Genomic DNA, 17,399 nt, shown 5'->3' on the forward strand with positions numbered 1-17,399 from the left:
CGTCGGCCGGTCACGAGGCGGCGTCGGCTCCCCGCGACACGGCGGCAACATACCCCGGAAACGTGCCCCCGAGGTCCTCACGAGAGGGCCCCGGGGGCACGTTCGTACGGCGTCAAAGGTCACCGCACCCGGCGCGCGGGTGCATCATAGAGAGTTATGAGTCACGACACTTCGGACGGCGGCCAGGCCAGCAGCGTGCCCGTCGCTCCCAATACACACGTGGACCCGCACAACCCCGCGGGTCGCAAATCCTTCTTCGGCCAGCCAGGAATGCTGGCCAATCTCTTCTCCGTGGAGATGTGGGAACGCTTCTCCTTCTACGGCATGCAAGCACTGGTGCTGTACTACATGTACTACGCGGTCTCCGATGGCGGCCTGGGTATCGACCAGGGCGTCGCCGCGGGCATCGTGGGTGCTTACGGCGGTACCGTCTACCTGTGTTCCATCCTGGGCGGTTGGATCGCGGACCGGTTGCTCGGCTCCGAGCGCACCATGCTCGCCTCGGCCGTGCTCATCATGGCGGGACACATCGCCCTGGCCCTGATCCCCAGCGTTGCCGGGCTGACCATCGGTCTGCTGTGCATCGCCGTGGGGTCCGGTGGCCTCAAGACCACGTGCGTGAACCTCGTGGGAACCCTCTACGACCGTGAGGACCCCCGCCGTGACGCCGGCTTCTCCATCTACTACATGGGCGTGAACATCGGCGGCTTCCTGGGCCCCCTGCTGACCGGCTTCGCCTGGAACACGTGGGGCTTCCACTTCGGCTTCGGCCTGGCCGCCTTCTTCATGGCGATCGGCCTGATCCAGTACGTCCTCACCCGCAAGGGCCTGCCCGCCAGCGTGCACACCGTAGCCAACCCCCTGCCGCGCTCGCAGTACGGCAAGTGGATCGGCATTGCCGTGGCCGCCGTGGTGATCATCCTGGTGCTGCTGTTCACGGGCCTCCTCAACCCGGGCAACCTGGCCGACGCCGTGGTCCTCGTGGTGCTGGTGGCGACCATCCTGTTGTTCACGATCATGCTGCGGGACAAGGACCTCTCCCCGGAGGAACACTCCCGGGTCCTGGCCTTCATCCCCATGTTCATCGCCACCGCGGCATTCTTCGCCCTGTTCCAGCAGCAGTTCACGGTGCTCGCCATCTATGCGGACACCCGCCTGAACCTGAACTTCCTGGGCTACGAGTTCCCGCCCTCCTGGGTGCAGTCCATCAACCCGGTGTTCATCATCCTGTTCGGCATGGTGTTCGCGGCCATGTGGACCAAGCTCGGTACCCGTCAGCCCAGCACCCCCGTGAAGTTCGGTGTGGCTCTGCTGGCGATCGGCGTGGCGTTCCTGCTGTTCATCACGCAGGCGAACACTGCCTCCGTGTTCGTGGGGTGGATCGTCCTGGTCCTGTTCTTCGCGACCATGGGTGAGCTGTTCCTCTCCCCCGTGGGGTTGTCCCTGTCCACCAAACTCGCCCCGCGCAAGTTCCCGGTGCAGATGGTGGCCCTGAACAACCTCGCGGTGGCCCTCGGTACCGCCCTGTCCGGTTCCCTCGCGAGCTTCTACTCCCGTGAGAACGAGGTCGGCTACTTCGGCACCATGGGTGCGATCACCATCGTGCTCGGCATCATCATGCTGCTCGCCGCCAAGCCGATCCTGCGGCTCATGCGCGGCATCCGCTGAGTTCCCCTTCCGTGGGCGCGCGCCCCGTACCCGCAGCGGCGGGTGCGGGGCGCGTCGTCGTACCGGACGACGACGCCGCCCGCGCCTTTCCCCCACGCGGCTCGCCGCGCCGGGTCCTCCGGTGCTCCCACCACCCGGACCGCATCCTTTAGGGTTACCTGTACGCATGAGCCGCGGGTCACATCCATGTCATCGGAAACGGGTGCCAGTCAGCGGCTGCACGAGGCCGATCCGTGGAGGACACCATGAGCGATTCACCAGCGTCGAAGGGTGCCACGTCGGCATCCACGGCGAACAGCCGGACACCGGGCGCATCCGGTGTCTCCGGGGCACCCGCGTCCTCGGGGGGCGGGCACGAGCTGAAGCGGGTCATGGGTCCGGGACTGTTGCTCCTGTTCATCGTGGGCGACATCCTGGGCACGGGCGTCTACGCGCTGACCGGCAACATCGCCGGTGAGATCGGCGGCGCCGCGTGGGCACCCATTCTCATCGCGTTCGTGGTGGCCACGATCACCGCGTTCTCCTACCTGGAACTCGTGACCAAGTACCCCGGGGCCTCGGGTGCGGCGCTCTACACGCACAAGGCGTTCGGGATCCACTTCCTCACGTTCCTCGTGACGTTCGCCGTGCTGTGCTCGGGACTGACGTCGGCCGCGACGGCTTCAAGCACCGTGGCCTCCAACTTCGCCAAGGGTTTCCACCTGGACGTGGGCCCGCTGGGGATCACCATCGTGGCCGTGGCCTTCCTGGCGATCCTCGCGCTGATCAACCTGCGCGGGGTGTCCGAATCGGTCAAGCTCAACGTGGTGCTCACGTGCATCGAACTCACCGGCCTGCTGATCGTGATCCTGGTGGGGTTCTGGGCCGCGGCCCAGGGCAACGCGGACTTCAGCCGCACGGTCATCTTCGAGACCTCGGACGACAAGGGCATGTTCCTGGCCCTGACCGCCGTCACGTCCCTCGCGTTCTTCTCCTTCGTGGGCTTCGAGGACTCGGTCAACATGGTCGAGGAGACCAAGGACCCTACGCGTAACTTCCCGCGCGTGATGCTGCTGGGCCTGTGCATCACCGGCGTGATCTACGTGCTGGTGTCCGTGTTCACGGTGGCGATCGTGCCCATCGGTGAATTGGGACAGTCCACGACCCCGCTGCTGGACGTGGTGCGCATCGGCGCCCCCGGGCTGCCGATCGACACCATCTACCCGTTCCTGACCATCTTCGCGGTCGCCAACACCGCGTTGATCAACATGCTCATGGCCTCGCGCCTGCTCTACGGCATGGCGCGGCAGGGCGTGATCCCGGGCTTCCTGGGCAAGGTGCTCCCCGGGCGCCGCACCCCCTGGACCGCGATCATCTTCACCACCGTGCTGGGCATGGTGCTCATCATCCTGGTGAACAACGCGATGGGTAAGGGCACCGCCGCGGCGCTGGGCGGCACCACGGCGTTGCTGCTGCTCGCGGTGTTCACCGTGGTCAACGTGGCCGCCGTGATCCTGCGCCGCGACCGCTCCCAGGAGGGTCACGACTACTTCCACGCCCCGCGCGTCCTGCCCTACCTCGGCGCCATCACGTGCGCGTTCCTGCTGGGGCCGTGGGCGCAGGACGTCATCGAGTACCAGATCGCGCTCGTCCTGATCGCCCTGGGCCTGGTCCTGTGGTTGCTGAACTTCCTGTACGCCCGCCTGTTCACGGGTCGCCGCACCCGCTTCCAGCGCCCCGAGGACCTCGCCAACCTGGAGGACGTGGACCGCTGAGTCCGCTCCCCCGCCCACCCGCTCACGGACCCGGAGACGTCATGAACATCGTTGTCGGATACCTTCCCACCCCCGCCGGCCGGGCCGCCCTGCGCGCCGGGATCGCCGAGGCCACCCTGCGTTCGGCGGACCTCGTGGTGGTCCAGGGCCATCACACCAAGCGCTGGGGGCGGCACACCGGCCCCGAGGACACCGAAGCCGCCATGCAGGAGGACCGCGCCGCGCTCGACGAGAGCGGCGTGTCCTACGAGCTGGTCCCAGTGGCGCACGACGCCGATCCGGCGGACGTCATCCTCGAGGCCACCGATCGCGACCGGACCGCTCTGCTCGTGATCGGGACCCGCCGGCGCACCCCGGTGGGCAAGTTGATCATGGCCCCCACCACGCAGCGTCTGCTGCTCGAGGCCGGGTGCCCGGTGCTGTGCGTGAAGGCGGGGTACGACGCCGCCTGAGCGAGCGACGTCGACAGCCTCCCGTCACGCGCCGACGAACCCGGCGGGCGGGACCGCGCGAGCACTGACCATCGCCCCATGGAACGGCGGGCCGGACCCCCAAGGTCCGGCCCGCCGTCGTCGGTGGGACGTGATGGAAAGAGCGCTCAGGCCGCGCGGTCGGTGCGCTCGTCGTGCTGCGCGGCGCCGTCCAGAGGGGTGCTGCCCCGCGCGGGCCGGTACGACGGCGCGGGCGCGGTTGCCGTCGTGGAGCCGGCGCGGCGCACGGTCGCGGGTGCGGGCTGGGACACCCCGGCCTGACGCCACGAGAACCCGAACGCGAGAGCGGGCACCACCTTGTTGGCCAGGGCGCACCCGGCCATGACCCCGGCCCAGGCCACGGGCACGGCGGCCAGGACGTCCAACGGGTAGTGCGCGCCCGAGTACATGCGGGCGGCCCCGACGATCACCACGGCCAGCGTGCCGAGCAGCGCGATCCGACGCCGTGAGGAACGGCGGGAGGCCACGAGACCCAAGGCCAGCACGATCGCAACGACCGCACCCGTGTGCGAGGACGGGAAGGACATGGAGCCGGTGACCGGTGCGAGGGCCTCCCCGCTCAGGAACGTGGGACGCGGCCGCTCCACGAACACCTTGACCAGACCCACGGCACCCCACCCGGCGAGGGCGGTGATCCCGAAACCGGTGGCGTCGAGGGGGCGGCGTCTGAGGACGGCCAACCACCCGATGACGGCGGCGATGATCAACACCACCGCGCCGTTGGACAGTGCGTACTGCACCGCGGTGGCCACCGCGTCCAGAAGAACGTTGCGATGCTGGGAGAGCCCCTCGAGCAACGCGGTCTCCCCGTGGGTGATCTGCGGTGACAACACCACCAGACGCCCAAGGGTTGCCGTCAGCAACACCGTGACCAAGGGAACGGCCACTCGGTGACGCAACTGCGGCAACCGCCACGGGGACCCGCCCGGCGAGGGGGAAGTGTGCTGCGCCGGATAGGTCATGTGTCAATGGTGACACGAGACACTCAACGATTCCTGAAGTGGGCGTGTCGCACGCGGTGTGGCGTCCCTGACGCGAGGTTCCGGGGTGTTCCACGGCCGGTATCGCTGCGCGGCCGCACCGTGCCCCGCGGGCTGGGAACGAAGTTTCACGTGAAACACGTAGTGCTAATACACCTTTTTAAGGTTGCATGTTTCGATTGGTATGTGCTCCGCGAGGACGAATAGTCCATTCACGTGCGTCTTCCTGGTGCGGACACCGTCACGGGGCGCTCCAAAAGTTCATTTCCCGAACACTGACTACACTCAGCCCTCAAGAAATATTCGAGAAGGGAAGAGACGATGGCGTCCACACCCCCACCCCCGCGCTCCACGCGAGAGTCTCGGGCCCAGGCCGGCCCGCCCTCCACACACCCGCCCTCGCCGCAGCCCGCCTCCGCGCAGCCGCCCGCCCCGGGGTCGCAGGCCGCACTGCGCCTGGCCAATCGCCGCAGGGTCGTGGACGCGGTGCGCGAGCTGGGTGCGGCGACCCAGGCGAGCATCGCGCGGGAGACGGCCCTGGCGCCGTCGACGGTCTCGTCCATCGTCCATGAGCTCACCGCGTGCGACCTGCTCGCCATGGAACCGGAGCACGGCGGGCGGCGCGGGCAGCGCGTGCACTTCAGCGAGAGCGCCGGCTACCTGGTGGGCGTGGACGTGGGCCACCGTCACGCGAGCGTGGCCGTGGCGGACCTGAACCTGGACGTCCGCGCGCAGCGGCGCATCGACCTCCCGGCCGGGCACCGCGCCGAGGACGTACTGACCGGGGCACGGGAGATCCTCGACGAGTTGCGGACCTCGCTCGACGTCCCCGCCCAGCGCATCCTGGGCGCGGGGCTCACCCTTCCCGCGCCCGTGGACGCCGAGTGCCGCGGCCTCGGCTCGGAGGCCATCCTCCCTGCGTGGGCCGGGCTGGACCTGCGAGCGCTGGCCACCGGGACGCTGGGCTGTCCCACCGTGGTGGAGAACGACGCGAACGCCGGGGCCGTGGCCGAACACGCGCTCGGCGCGGGGCGCGGGACGGCCCACATGGCGTACCTCAAGCTCTCGCACGGCGTGGGTGCCGGGCTGATCCTGGGCGGCGGGCTGTACCGCGGGGCCACCGGGTCCGCGGGCGAGATCGGCCACGTGACGCTCGACGAACGCGCAGGGCTGTGCCGGTGCGGCAATCGAGGGTGCCTCGAGACCTTCGTGTCCTCCCAGACCGTGCTGGACGTCGTGGCCTCCTCGGGGCGGCGCGCGGAATCGGTGGGTGACGTGGTCCGGGAGGCGCTGGCCGGCGATCCCGGATGCACCCGGGTGATCACGGACACCGGGCGGTTGATCGGCGGTGCCGTGGCGCAGCTGTGCAATGCGTTCAACCCGGAACTCGTGGTCGTGGGCGGAGAGCTCGCGCGCGCCGAGGACCTGCTGCTCGATCCCGTGCGGGACGCGGTGCAGCGCTACGCGGTGCGCGGTTGCGTGTCCGGGCTGCGGATCGTCACAGCGCAGCTCGGGGCCCGGGCGCATCTCATGGGTGCGCTCATCCGTGCGCGGGCCGAGACGTCCCTCCCCGTGTAGGACATCCGGGGCACGCCGGCCGCCGCAGACGACACGCACGGAATTTGTCTTCGACTCATGGACATTTTGTGACCTGGGTCCTACCCTGGGTTCACTGTCCTTCCCCGGCAGCCGCCCTCCCTGGTCCCACGAGCTGGTTCCAGGAGACGAAAACCCGCCTCGTACGGGCCCCTCGACCGGTACATCCCCGGAACGGACGGCATGATCCCCGGGAGCGGGAAGCGTTGAATTTCGGTACAGCAAGGGAGCTGCGGGATGAGCAATCCAGCGCAAGCACACTCGCCGGAGCGTCATCAGACGAACACCGGCGCGGTCATTCGCATCACCACCGTGGCCGCGTTCGGCGGCCTCCTCTTCGGGTACGACTCCGCCGTGATCAACGGCGCGGTCTCCTCCATCCAGTCCACGTTCGACGTGGGTCCGGGGCCCCTGGGCTTCGCGGTGGCCGCGGCCCTCCTGGGCGCCGCCGTGGGTGCGTTCTTCGGTTCCCGCATCGCGGACCGCACGGGGCGCATCCCCATCATGAAGATCGCTGCGCTGTTGTTCCTGCTCTCGGCGATCGGCTGCGGTTTCACGCAGTCCATCGAATGGCTCGTGTTCTGGCGGGTCGTGGGCGGTATCGGCGTGGGTGTGGCGTCCGTGATCGCACCGGCATACATCGCGGAGGTCTCCCCCGCACACCTGCGCGGACGCCTGGGCTCCCTGCAGCAGATGGGTATCGTGCTGGGCATCTTCCTGTCCCTGCTCATCGACGCCCTGCTCGCCCACTGGGCCGGTGGCGCCGCCAACGAGCTGTGGTTCGGACTGGCCGCGTGGCGCTGGATGTTCCTGGTCATGGCCGTGCCCGCCGTGCTGTACGGCATCGGCGCGTTCCTGATCCCCGAGTCGCCGCGCTACCTGGTCTCGGTGGGTCGTCCGGACGAGGCGCGCGCCGTCCTCTCCCGGATCCACGGTGACGACGCCGTGGACGCCCGCGTCTCCAAGATCCGCAGCACCGTGGACAACGAGCGCAAGCCCCGCTTCGCGGACCTACGCGGTTCCATGGCCGGGCTCAAGCCCGTGGTGTGGGTGGGCATCGGCCTGGCCGCACTGCAGCAGTTCGTGGGCATCAACGTGATCTTCTACTACTCCAACGTGTTGTGGGAGTCGGTGGGCTTCAAGGAGTCCGATTCGTTCACCATCTCCGTGGCCACCTCCGTGGTCAACGTGGCGGTGACCATCGTGGCCATCTTCCTGGTGGACCGGATCGGGCGCCGGCCGCTGCTGCTCGTGGGCTCCGCCGGCATGGCCCTGTCCCTGGGTGTGATGTCCGTGGTGTTCGCGACCGCCACCAAGGTCATGGTGGACGGCCAGCTCACCCCCGAGCTCGGCCCCGTGGCCGGACCCGTGGCGCTGATCGCCGCCAACCTGTTCGTCGTGTTCTTCGGTGTCTCGTGGGGTCCGCTCATGTGGGTCCTGCTCGGCGAGATGTTCCCCAACCGCATCCGTGGCGCGGCGCTGGCCGTGGCCGGTGCGGTGCAGTGGATCGCCAACTGGGCCGTGACCGTCTCCTTCCCCTCCCTGTCCAACTTCTCGCTGGGGCTGACCTACGGCATCTACGCGTTCTTCGCGCTGGTGTCCCTGGTCTTCACCATCAAGATGGTGCGGGAGACCAACAACGTGGAACTCGAGGACATGCACGCCTGATCCCACTCTCCCCGTCCCGATGCCCCGGTTCGCAGTACACGCGCACCGGGGCATCGTCATACCTGGTTCACGTTCGTGATAACAGCTCGTCGCAATACCGGCAGGGGTCCGGTGTTCGGGTATTTTCAAGACAGATTTGCCGCTGCCCGGGCATCGGGGCCCGGGAAGCACGACACGTTCAACGGCGAAAAGAGAGCCTCCCATGACGCAGCACACCGACTCCTCGACCTCAGGACGCAAGTCCGCGGGCCACGTGATCGTGGATTCCCTCGCGGCGCACGGGGTCGAGCGCGCCTACGTGGTTCCCGGCGAGAGCTACCTGGACGTCCTGGACGGTCTCTACGACTCCCCCATCGACACCGTGGTGTGCCGCCAGGAGGGTGGCGCCGCGTACATGGCGGAGGCGGACGGGAAGATGAACGACGTCCCGGGCGTGGCCATGGTGACCCGCGGTCCCGGCGCAGCCAACGCGCACGTGGGCCTGCACACCGCGTGGCAGGACTCCACGCCCATGGTGCTGTTCGTGGGACTCATCCCGTTCGAGCACCGTGAGAAGGAAGCGTTCCAGGAGTTCGACCCGCACCAGTGGTTCGCCTCCGGGGCCAAGCGCGTGATGGTCCTGGACCACGCGGAGCGGGCCTCCGAGTACGTGGCCGAGGCCATGTTCGCCGCGCGTTCCGGGCGTCCGGGGCCCGTGGTGGTGGGCCTGCCCGAGGACGTGATCACCCGGCAGATCGAGCCCACGGTGCACCCGGAGATCCCGGTGGCCGGCGGCGGGATGACCGTGGAGGACTGGAAGGCCCTCGAGTCCGCGCTCAAGGAGTCCCAGAAGCCCCTGTTCGTCTTCGGTGGTAACGACTGGACCCCGCAGGGCGCGCAGCGCTTCACCGCCTGGCTCGAGGAACACCACATCCCCGCCGCGGCGGAGTGGCGCTGCGAGGGCACCGTCCCGTTCGACTCCCCCTCGTACGTGGGACCCATCGGTTACGGCCGCCCCAAGCCCACCTACGACCTGCTGGAGGAGACCGACCTGCTGGTGTTCGTGGGCACGGTCCCCGGTGACGTGATCACCAACGGCTTCCTGGTGCGCCAGGACTGGACCAAGAAGAACTTCATCGTGACCATGGACCCCTCCATGCGCGGGCGTTCCGGCGCGGTGACCTACCAGATCGTGGCCAAGCCGGACGTGTTCGTGCGTGACCTGGTGCGCATGGACCTGCCCGTCTCGGACGTGTGGCGGGACTGGTGCGCGCGGATGCGTCAGCAGCAGGTGGATTTCTCCACCCCCAAGGACGCCTCCCCCGCGGACGGCCCGGCCTCGATGGACACCATGATGGCGAACCTCGTCGCGACCCTCCCCGAGGACGCCATGGTCACCTTCGGCGCGGGCGAGCACACCAACTGGGCCCACCGCTACTTCCCCACGAACGGCTACGCGTCCATGATCTCCGCGCGCAACGGCTCCATGGGTTACTCGATCCCCTCCGCCGTGGCGGCGTCCCTGAACTACCCCGGTCGCCGCGTGATCTCGATCGCCGGGGACGGTGAGTTCCTCATGAACGGCCAGGAGCTCGCGACCGCCGCGCAGTACGGCGCCACTCCCCTGGTCATCGTGATGGACAACCAGGAGTACGGCACCATCCGCACCCACCAGGAACAGCACTACCCGGGTCACGTCTCAGGGACCCAGCTGAAGAACCCGGACTTTGCGGCCATGGCCACGGCGTTCCACGGTTTCGGCGTGCGCGTGGAGCGCGAGTCCGAGATCCCCGGGGCGCTCGAGCAGGCCTACAAGGCGATCGACGAGGACCACACGTTCGCGTTGATCCACCTGGTCGTCCAGCAGCGCAACAAGGCATACTGATCCCGATATAAATACTTGTCACGACGCCGCGGCGCCCGTCCTCAGGGAGGGGCGCCGCGGCGTCGTCGTCCGTTCAGGACACGCGCGCCGGGATCACCGCAAGGGGTGGGCGGCCTGGTCCCGGTACATCCGCCCGACGACGACCGCGACCACGCCGAGCGCGGGGGTCAGCAGAGCGACGCCCCAGAAGATCGCTTCCGGGGACAGCAGCTGTGAGACGGGCCCGGCCACGGCCATGGAGATGGGCATGAGGGACAGCGAGACGAAGAAGTCCAGGGACGAGATCCGCCCCAGCATGTGCCCGGGCACCCGCCGCTGCAGCAGCGTGCCCCAGATGACCTGACCCGCGCCACCCGTGGCCCCGAAGATGCACAGCGCCGCCGCCATGACCCACCACGAGTCGGTGCCGCCCACCAGACCGAACGGCAGGGTGCCGAAACCCCACAGCCAGACCATGGTCGTGAGGTACTTGCGGGGCAGTTGGACGGACGCCATGATGCTCGAGCCCACGGCCGTGGACACTCCGTACAGCCCCAGCATGGCGCCGTAACTCGCGAGCGATCCGCCCAGCCGGTCCACCACCAGGAACGGGACGAGTACCTCGAGCGGGCCGATGAACAGGAACACCGCGCTCATGGCCCACAAGAGCGTCCACAGCAACCACGGGGTGCGCACGCAGTACCGGAACCCGTCCACGAGATCGCGCAGGACGGAGGGCCGGGCGGTGTCCACCGCGGGGATCGGCCCGGTGACCTCGCGTTCCGGGATCCGTAACCGCAGCATGAAGGACAGCGCGATCGCGTGGCACACCGCGATCGCCAGGACGGACGCCCCCGGGAGGGCCAGGCCCGTGAGGACCCCGCCCACCGCGGGCCCGGCCGCGATCTGCAGCAGGGGGCGGGCCGTGCCCTCCACGCCGTTGGCCGCGAGCAGCTGATCGGGCGGCAGGATCCTGGGCAGGGCCGCGGAGTAGGCGGGGTAGAAGAACCCCACGGCGGCGGCGAAGACGAACGCGGCGAGCGCGAGGTGCCACAGGGCCAGGGTGTCGGTCCAGGTGAGGATCACGATGGTCAGGGCCGTGACCAGGTTGGTGACCTCCACGCACCGCAGGATCAGACCCAGGGGCAGCCGGTCCGCCGTGACGCCGCCCAGCAGCACGAAGCACACCATGCCCACCGCGCCGGCAGCCGTCACGAGGGACAGCTGCACCGCGGAGCCCCCGAGCGCCATGACCCGTGCCACGAGGGCCACGGCCCACAACCCGGAGCCGAAGACGCTCATGCACATGGCCACGGCGAGCACCGTGTACGCACGTGACGAGAACGGCCGCAGGGCCCGGGGAAGTTTCACCCGCACAGGTTACCGGTACGTTGTCACGCGGACCACACCGGTGCCGTACGGTGAGGACGGAAGCCTGTTCGTCCCCGCCGTGGAGGAGTCATCGTGCGCGCAACCCATGTCCCCGAGAAGGGGACCATCCTGATCGAGCAGTGGCCGGCCCCGGAGGCCACGCGGGACGGCGAGTTCGTGGTGCGGGTCGTGGCGGCCTCCGTGTGCGGCTCGGATCTGCATGCCGTGCTGCACGGCACGCTGCACCCCCTGGGCCCCACGCGGGCGGGATACCCCGGGCACGAGGGCGTGGGGGTCGTCACGGAATCGCGCTCACGGAGGTTCCCCGTGGGGACCCCGGTGCTGTGCGTTCCCCCCGGGGAGATGGGCGGGACGTTCGCGCAGTTCATGCTTTTGGACGACGACCACGCCGTGGCCCTGCCCGGTGATGTGGATCCCTCGGACCTCACGCAGATGCGCCGCTACATGATGGCCCAGCAGATGGGCACGTGCCTGTACGCGATGGACCTCTACTGGCCCACCGAGGTGCCCGAGCGCCATGCGGGAACGTGCGTGATCATGGGCGCGGGCTCGGCGGGCCTGTTCTTCCTGCAGGACGCGCTGCGCCGGGGCTTCGAGCAGGTGATCGTCTCGGACAAGCAGGAATCACGCCTGCGGATCGCCCGGGAACTGGGCGCGCACACGGTCCGGGTCCCGGACGAGGACCTGGCCTCCGTGGTCTCGGAACTCACGGGCAACAACGGTGCGGACCTGGTGATCGAGGCCGTGGGCTCGGACGCGCTGCGCGCGGAGGCGGTGCAGATCGTGGCCCACCGCGGGATCGTGGGCTGGTTCGGACTGTACGAGAGTTTCGATCCCGCTCCCGTCCCGATCTTCGAGACCTTCCGCAAGTGCGTGCGTCTGCAGGCCTCCGTGGCCGCCCAGTCCGAGCCCGGTCTCGTGTCCTTCCACGAGGCCGTGCGCCGCATCCACGACGACGAGGTGAGCGTGGACTACTGCCTGGGTCCCGTGCACCCGCTCGAGGAGGCCGGTGAGGTGCTGCGGATCGCCGAACGCGGCGGGGACGGCCACGTGAAGTTCACGATCGTCCCGTAGGGCTCTCCTGCGGTCCCCGGTCCCGGAACCCCTTGAGGATCTGCAGGGCCACCGGGATCACGGAGATCACCACGATCAGGATCGCGATCAGGTCCACGTGGTCACGGATCAGCGGGATCCCGCCCAGCAGGGACCCGGCCACCACCATGATGGTCACCCACAGGAAGCCGCCCAGGACGTTCCACCCCACGAAGCGGCGGTACGGGTGGCGCGCCGTACCCGCGACGAGCGGGACGTACGTGCGGATGATCGGGACGAAGCGCGCGAGCACGATCGCCCTGCCGCCGTAGCGCAGGAAGAAGTCCTCGGTGCGGGTGAGGTAGGAGGTCTTCAGGAACCGGGCGTCGTCGGAGAAGAAGCGCCGGCCGTACCGGTTACCCAGGAAGTAGCCCACCTGGTCCCCCGCGACCGCGGCGATGAACGGCACCAGGATCATGAGCCACAGCGGGACCTGCAGCGCCTCGTGCAGCAGCCCGCCCGTGAACAACAGGGAGTCCCCGGGCAGGAACGGGAACAACAGCCCCGATTCCACGAACACCATCAGGGTGGTCCCGGCGAGCGCCCACGGCCCCAGCTGCTCGAGCAATTGGGCGGGATCCCCCAAGGGTGGCAGCTGCGGGATCAGCGTTCCCGCGGTGTGCAGCAGTTCAAGCGTCATGGTGACCCACTCTTCTCCTCGTGGGCCGGGTGCCGCGCACCACGGTCCTGTTCCTCCCCGGACGACGGCGCTCGCCCGGGGTAGCTCGTTCGTCCCGCGGTGTGCCCGCAACCGGGGTCGCGCGGGGTGCGATCACGGCTGCTGCGGCTTCGCGAACGGGAAACTCAGGACGTCGCGGATGGTCGTGGCGGTCATGAGCATGACCAGCCGGTCCAGCCCGATCCCCATGCCACCGGCCGGGGGCATGCCCACCTCCAGGGCGTCCAGGAAATCATTGTCCACCTGCATGGCCTCGAGGTCCCCCGCGGCGGCCTTGAGCGACTGCTCCGTGAGCCGGTGGCGCTGGACCACCGGGTCGGTCAGCTCGGAGTACGCCGTACCCAGTTCCATGCCGTTGACCACCAGGTCCCAGCGTTCCACGAGACCGCGCTCGGAGCGGTGGGGTGCGGTGAGCGGGGAGGTCTCCTCCGGGAAGTCGCAGTAGAACGTGGGGAACACGGTGTGCGGTTCCACGAGCTCCTCGTACAGGCTCTCGAGCACCGCCCCGGGGCCCATGCCTGGACCGATCTCCACGTCGTGCTGCGCGGCCACCGCGAGCAGGGTCTCGAAGTCCGACTCGATCGAGATCCGCCGCCCCACCGCCTTGCTCACCGCATCCGTCACGGTGATCACGGGCCACGGCCCGGACACGTCGGTCAGCACGGGCGCGGCGTCGGGGTCGTGCACGTCGTACAGGGGCAGTACCTGGGTACCGTGCAACGCCTGGGCCACCGTCTTGATCATCGTCTCGGTCAGCTCGCGCATGACCGTGTAGTCCGCGAACGGGTGGTACGCCTCGAGCGCGGTGAACTCCGGGTTGTGGGTCGCGTCCGCGCCCTCGTTGCGAAAGTTGCGGGCCACCTCGAAGATGGGCCCGCTGCCCGCCACGAGCAGTCGCTTGAGGTACAGCTCGGGGGCGATCCGCAGCGTGAGGTCCATCCCGTACGCGTTGATGTACGTGCAGAACAGGCGCGCCGAGGCCCCACCGTGCACCGTGTTCAGCACCGGTGTCTCGACCTCGCGGTAGCCCTGCCCGGTCAACACGCGGCGCACGGTGTCCACCGCGAGCGAGCGCTGACGCAACAGGTCCATCCCGCGCGGGTGGGGCGTCAGACGGCCTGTTGCGAGGCCGTCACCGGGAGGCCGGCCTCGAGCCGACGCCGCCGGTCCGCCTTCTGGCGCTTGACACCCGCGAGCGCGAGGAGACCTCCAATGACTGCCAGCGCGGCCGCCACGAGGGCCGGGGAGCGGTAGCCGAAACCGGCGGAGATCACCGCACCGCCCAGTAGGGCCCCGATCGAGTTGGCCACGTTGAACGCCGCGTGGTTGAGCGATGCGCCCATGAGTTGGGCGGGTCCCGCGGCCGTAATGAGCCAGCTCTGGATGCTGGGCATGATGAACGAGTTGGCCAGTGCCATGAGGAACCCGGCCACGAAGATCCCCACGGGGGATCCCGCGAGCGCTCCCACGAGCAACAGTGCCGCGGTGAGCACCGGGAAGCCCACGGCCATGGTGCGCCGGGCGCTGCGGTCCGCGCTGATCCCGCCCAGGATGTTGCCCAGGGTCATGCCGATTCCCACGACCGCGAGCAACCACGGGATGCCGGCGCCGGACAGCCCGGCCAGCTCACGGCTCATCTGGGTGAGGTAGCTGTAGATCGCGAAGAACCCGCCGAAACCGATCCCCGCGATCCCCATGACGATCCACACCTGGGGCAGCCGGAACGCCCGCAGTTCACGGCGCCGGTTCGCTCCGACCACCCGGTCCTGGTGGGGGACGGTCAGCCACACGCCGATCGCCGTGACGGCGAAGACCACGGCCACCGCGATGTACGCCATGCGCCAGCCGTAGGCCTGACCGACCGCCGTCATCACGGGGACACCCACGATGTTGGCGACCGTGAGCCCGGACAGCGCGAGTGCCACACCCTTGGCCTGGTTCCCCGGCCCCATCACGGTGGCGGCCACGAGGGATGCCAGACCGAAGTATGCGCCATGAGGAATACCCGCCAGGAACCGCATGACCAGGAGGGACTCGAACGTGGGCACGATTGCCGAGGCGAGGTTGCCCATGAGCAGTGCCGCGGCCATCACCAGCAGCATCGTGGTGCGGGAGGACTTCGCGGCGAAGAAGGAGATGACCGGGGCCCCGACCACGACACCTATGGCGTACGCGCTCACGAGCCACCCGGCGCGTGCGATCCCGGTCTCGGAGGACGCACCGTAGAGATCGGGCAGGAGGTTCTGGGCGATCTGGGGCAGCAGTCCCATGGACGCGAATTCCGTGCAGCCGATGCCGAAACCACCCAGGGCCAGGGCGAACAGCGCGAGTCTGCGACGGGCGGGGGTCAACTGGGACATGGACGCGCGACCTTTCGAGGATTCGCAGGTGGGGCTCCCCGGAGGGAGGTGGGCGAGTGGCCGGAGAGGCCGCGCCGATCGGTCCGTGGCCGACGACGGCGCACCGCGCAGGCGCTCGTAGCGGGCGAACCGCGCGGGCGGACCATTCGGACAGCACCCGGGCGGGCACAGGATCAATACAACACGGTGCACGCGCGTTTTATTCACCAGCCCGCGCACGTGTGGGTGAGGTCACGATCGTGAACTGTCCCCACCCCGTGCACGAGGGCTATCCACAGGTGTGGAGAACCTTGTGCATATCGCGATCGACATGTCCCCTACAGGGCAGTCCTAGCGCGCTGTCACGGTATACACAGGGGTGTTCACAGCTGTGGAATTACACATCTGTAAGTTGTTAACAGGTGTGGACAACCCCTGTGGACAGCCATCGGGTCGGCAATGTCAGAACCGGCGGCGCAGCCCCGGCAGCATGGCGAGCGCCACCACGGCACCCGCGATCAACCCACCCACGTGGGCCTGCCACGCGATGCCGCCCACCAGGAAACCGAAGGCCAGGTTGATCGCGATCAACACCGCGATGGGCGTGATGTTGTTCTTGAAGTGGCGCATGAAGACGAACATGGCGCCGAAGAGCCCGAAGACGCCGCCGGACGCCCCGATGACGAGCACCCACGGATTACCGAGCAACAGCACTCCCACGGATCCGCCCAGCACGGACACCACGAACAGGACGGCCATCCGCCAGGTCCCCAGCAGCGGCTCGAGCATCCGACCGAAGAGATAGAGCGTGTACATGTTGAGCAGCAGGTGCAGCGGGGAGGGCATCGCGTGGACGAAACCGCTCGTGAGCATCCGCCACGGCTGGGTGTCCGTGAGCGCGGGGGCGTAGCCCAGGATGCTCGTCAGGCTGTAGGGCGTGAACAGGCTCGTGAGCCACTGCAGGCCCCACATGACCGCGCAGATCCCGATGAGCGTCCACGTGACGGGCATGGCCCCGACCCGGCGTGGGCGACGACGACGCTGCGCAGCGTCGTCGTGACCCCCGCGTTGCGCACCGCGCGGGTCGGCGGACGTCTGGCCGTGCACGTACTGCCCGTACCGGGGCGCGGGAACGGGTTCGCCGCTCCACGGGGCGGGGCCGTCCGGTGAGCCTGCGGGCCGTCGATCGTCCCGGGGGTCGTGGGGGTGGTGGGTCATGGTCATCCTCCGGGAGTGGGCGGGGCGGCTGGACGGGGCCCGGATACGGGCGAAGCCCACCCGGGGACCGGGTGGGCTTCGTGCCGGGCGTGGAAGCTGCGGGTCAGAGCTTCTCGATATCGATGGAGGTGATCACGCAGTCCTCCACGGGGCGGTCCTGGCCGCCGGTGCGCACGTTGTTGAGCTCGTCCACGACCTTCTTGGACTCGTCGTCCGCGACCTCACCGAAGATGGTGTGCTTGCCCTGCAGCCACGTGGTGGGCGCGGTGGTGATGAAGAACTGGGAGCCGTTGGTGCCGCGGCCGTTGCGGGTACCGGCGTTGGCCATGGCCAGCACGTACGGGGCGTTGAAGTTCAGTTCGGGGCTGATCTCGTCGTCGAAGTTGTAGCCCGGGCCGCCGATGCCCTGGCCCAGCGGGTCCCCGCCCTGGATCATGAAGTCCTTGATGATGCGGTGGAAGACGACGTCCTTATAGAGCGGGCCGTTCTGCTTCTCACCCGTGCGGGGGTCCGCCCATTCCTGGGTGCCGTCCGAGAGACCCACAAAGTTCTTGACCGTCTTGGGCGCGTGGTTGCCGAAAAGGTCCACCACGATGTCCCCGTGGTTGGTGTGGATGGTGGCCTTGTGCGTGGCGATAGCGGAAGTCATGATTCACATTGTGGCACGGCGTCCTCGGGG

At 68.7% G+C, this 17,399-nt stretch carries 14 protein-coding genes; 7 read left to right on the forward strand and 7 right to left on the reverse strand.

Annotation, left to right across the window (positions count from 1 at the left end; all coding sequences use genetic code 11):
* Window positions 1-156 precede the first annotated feature (156 nt).
* The 3 genes from AS25_RS05195 to AS25_RS05205 all read left to right on the forward strand — a co-directional run bounded on the left by AS25_RS05195 (window position 157) and on the right by AS25_RS05205 (window position 3,874).
* Window positions 157-1,668: a peptide MFS transporter gene (locus AS25_RS05195; RefSeq protein ID WP_052160731.1), complete on the forward strand. Its 1,512-nt coding sequence runs from the start codon at window positions 157-159 to the stop codon at window positions 1,666-1,668.
* 245 nt (window positions 1,669-1,913) lie between these two features.
* Window positions 1,914-3,422, forward strand: coding sequence for an APC family permease (locus tag AS25_RS05200; protein ID WP_035962988.1), 1,509 nt, complete (start codon window positions 1,914-1,916; stop codon window positions 3,420-3,422).
* 41 nt (window positions 3,423-3,463) lie between these two features.
* Window positions 3,464-3,874 (forward strand): universal stress protein, encoded by a 411-nt coding sequence (locus tag AS25_RS05205; RefSeq protein ID WP_035962758.1) that lies wholly within the window; start codon window positions 3,464-3,466, stop codon window positions 3,872-3,874.
* A 146-nt stretch (window positions 3,875-4,020) separates the two neighbouring features.
* Here AS25_RS05205 and AS25_RS05210 read toward each other — a convergent pair whose 3' ends face one another.
* Entirely contained in the window at window positions 4,021-4,875 is an 855-nt protein-coding gene (locus AS25_RS05210) for a phosphatase PAP2 family protein (RefSeq protein ID WP_035962760.1), read from the reverse strand.
* Between the two features lie 339 nt (window positions 4,876-5,214).
* On the opposite strand from AS25_RS05210, the gene AS25_RS05215 reads away from it, so the two are divergent.
* From AS25_RS05215 to AS25_RS05225, 3 genes are all read left to right on the forward strand, one after another.
* Complete coding sequence (locus tag AS25_RS05215; RefSeq protein ID WP_035962761.1) at window positions 5,215-6,471, forward strand: ROK family transcriptional regulator; 1,257 nt, start codon at window positions 5,215-5,217, stop codon at window positions 6,469-6,471.
* A 255-nt stretch (window positions 6,472-6,726) separates the two neighbouring features.
* Complete coding sequence (locus AS25_RS05220) at window positions 6,727-8,157, forward strand: sugar porter family MFS transporter (protein WP_035962763.1); 1,431 nt, start codon at window positions 6,727-6,729, stop codon at window positions 8,155-8,157.
* 202 nt (window positions 8,158-8,359) lie between these two features.
* The gene (locus tag AS25_RS05225; RefSeq protein ID WP_035962765.1) at window positions 8,360-10,021 is read left to right on the forward strand and encodes a thiamine pyrophosphate-dependent enzyme; all 1,662 of its coding nucleotides are present in this window, start codon (window positions 8,360-8,362) and stop codon (window positions 10,019-10,021) included.
* 93 nt (window positions 10,022-10,114) lie between these two features.
* On the opposite strand, the gene AS25_RS05230 is transcribed toward AS25_RS05225, so the two are convergent.
* Window positions 10,115-11,371: an MFS transporter gene (locus AS25_RS05230; RefSeq protein ID WP_035962995.1), complete on the reverse strand. Its 1,257-nt coding sequence runs from the start codon at window positions 11,369-11,371 to the stop codon at window positions 10,115-10,117.
* A gap of 93 nt (window positions 11,372-11,464) precedes the next feature.
* Between AS25_RS05230 and AS25_RS05235 the strand changes: the two genes are divergently transcribed.
* Entirely contained in the window at window positions 11,465-12,466 is a 1,002-nt protein-coding gene (locus tag AS25_RS05235; RefSeq protein WP_035962768.1) for a zinc-binding dehydrogenase, read from the forward strand.
* Here the strand turns inward: AS25_RS05235 and AS25_RS05240 are convergent.
* The 5 genes from AS25_RS05240 to AS25_RS05260 all read right to left on the reverse strand — a co-directional run bounded on the left by AS25_RS05240 (window position 12,450) and on the right by AS25_RS05260 (window position 17,369).
* The gene (locus tag AS25_RS05240) at window positions 12,450-13,124 is read right to left on the reverse strand and encodes a DedA family protein (protein WP_035962770.1); all 675 of its coding nucleotides are present in this window, start codon (window positions 13,122-13,124) and stop codon (window positions 12,450-12,452) included. The genes AS25_RS05235 and AS25_RS05240 overlap by 17 nt on opposite strands.
* Before the next feature lie 132 nt (window positions 13,125-13,256).
* Entirely contained in the window at window positions 13,257-14,255 is a 999-nt protein-coding gene (locus AS25_RS05245) for an amino acid--tRNA ligase-related protein (RefSeq protein WP_035962773.1), read from the reverse strand.
* Window positions 14,256-14,272: 17 nt separating this feature from the next.
* A complete protein-coding gene (locus AS25_RS05250; protein WP_035962775.1) occupies window positions 14,273-15,523 on the reverse strand; it encodes an MFS transporter in 1,251 nt (416 codons plus the stop codon).
* Window positions 15,524-15,964: 441 nt separating this feature from the next.
* On the reverse strand, window positions 15,965-16,720 hold the full coding sequence (locus tag AS25_RS05255; protein WP_253270482.1) for a rhomboid family intramembrane serine protease: 756 nt from the start codon (window positions 16,718-16,720) through the stop codon (window positions 15,965-15,967).
* A gap of 103 nt (window positions 16,721-16,823) precedes the next feature.
* Window positions 16,824-17,369: a peptidylprolyl isomerase gene (locus AS25_RS05260; RefSeq protein WP_035962777.1), complete on the reverse strand. Its 546-nt coding sequence runs from the start codon at window positions 17,367-17,369 to the stop codon at window positions 16,824-16,826.
* Window positions 17,370-17,399: the final 30 nt, after the last annotated feature.

The sequence above is a fragment of the Kocuria marina genome (assembly GCF_000786655.1).
Classification (GTDB): Bacteria; Actinomycetota; Actinomycetes; order Actinomycetales; family Micrococcaceae; genus Kocuria; species Kocuria marina_A.